Origin of the sequence: Niallia sp. HCP3S3_B10 (assembly GCF_052064465.1) — a bacterium.
GTDB lineage: Bacteria > Bacillota > Bacilli > Bacillales > Cytobacillaceae > Niallia > Niallia hominis.
The window spans coordinates 1-1491 of the sequence record NZ_JBQHVO010000136.1 but is presented as its reverse complement, the minus strand read 5'-3'; the positions used below and the strand labels follow the sequence as shown (position 1 = coordinate 1491).

The 1491-nt window shown below is 36.8% G+C and carries 2 pseudogenes; one reads left to right on the top strand and one right to left on the bottom strand.

The annotated features are described in order from the left end of the window. Positions 1-624: 624 nt before the first annotated feature. A pseudogene (locus tag ACTNDN_RS24840) lies at positions 625-961 on the top strand (ATP-binding protein); the annotation flags it as partial. Between the two features lie 342 nt (positions 962-1303). Here ACTNDN_RS24840 and ACTNDN_RS24835 read toward each other — a convergent pair. Then, positions 1304-1491 (bottom strand): annotated as a pseudogene (locus ACTNDN_RS24835) (aldose 1-epimerase family protein); the annotation flags it as partial.

Here is a 1491-nt window from a genome sequence, read left to right as displayed (position 1 = left end):
GCCTCACTGTGCAGCAAGAATTTATTATCGGTTCGCCATTGGAAAGGGAAAAACGCCACCCCCCTCCAATATCCAACTACTATTTAAGTTTATCATTCACACAATCTAATTCTCTATCAATCTTCGACATATTTCGGGGCGTCACTGTGACCAAGAATTAAGTTCAATTAGTAACTTTGTTGACCGGTTCAACAATAATACTGTTGGTGTTTATAGACCAAACACCTCATCAGGAAATCGTTTTTTTGGCAGGAACTTGGGCTAAAAATAACTTAAATAAAGTAAAAAGCTATTCTATAACTTCTGCAACAAATTTAGCTCCCTCAGCTATTTGTGACTGACAAATGATTTTGGATTCGACAAAACTTGGGTAGTCACTCTGACCAAGTATTCATGATCTCCATTCCGCAAAGGGCGGCTCTTTTCTCCTGAATGACTGGCTCAAAACTCCGCATAAGTGGCTCATTTCATCTGCAATAATCATTGCTATTTAAGTTTATCATTCACACAATCTAATTCCCTATCAATCTTCGACAAATTTCGGGGCGTCACTGTGACCTAAACTTCTTCAGTTCCATATGAATATCAATCGACAAGTCAAAGTGAAACATTCCTGTGAAACAAAAAACAGAAGAAATCACTCGTAAATCTCAGACAAGAATGAAAAGAATACGAGATGCAGATTTAGTCATTATTGATGATTTGATGTTCATGGCAATGGATCAACAAGAAGCTAATATGTTTTTTCATTTGATTAATGATATATATAATCAATCATCCATCATTTTAACATCAAATAAAGCACCTAAAAAAATGGGAGAATTATTGGGTGACCAAGCAATTACAACAGCGATATTAGATAGAATTTTACATCGAGTTGAAATACATTCATTTAAATGAAGATAGTTATCGAATGAGACATAGATCGATCATGTTTGGGCAAGAAAATGTTTCAAATTAATGAGCATAAATTGTGTCTTTTTACTTGACGGTCACACTACCTTCACAATATCAGTTCATCACATTCACACAATCTAACTCTCTATCAATCTTCGACAAATTTCGGGGCGTCAGCGTCACTGTGACCTAAACTTTTTGGATTCGACAAAACTCGGGTAGTCACTCTGACCAAGTATTCATGATCTCCATTCCGCAAAGGGCGGCTCTTTTCTCCTAAATGACTGGCTCAAAACTCCGCATAAGTGGCTCATTTCATCTGCAATAATCATTGCTATTTAAGTTTATCATTCACACAATCTAATTCCCTATCAATCTTCGACAAATTTCGGGACGTCACTGTGACCTAAACTTTCGGGTATATGTTCTTAAAATTGCCAGCCGATTCAAATAAGAAAGACACTCTATCCTTAGTCTGAGAAGCCACTTTAAAACGAACATCCCGTAAAAAACCATGCTGTGACATATGATAGGTCTGTCCTTCTACCATATACCGATCCCCTTTCAAACGACCAACAATTGGAAACAAAACCG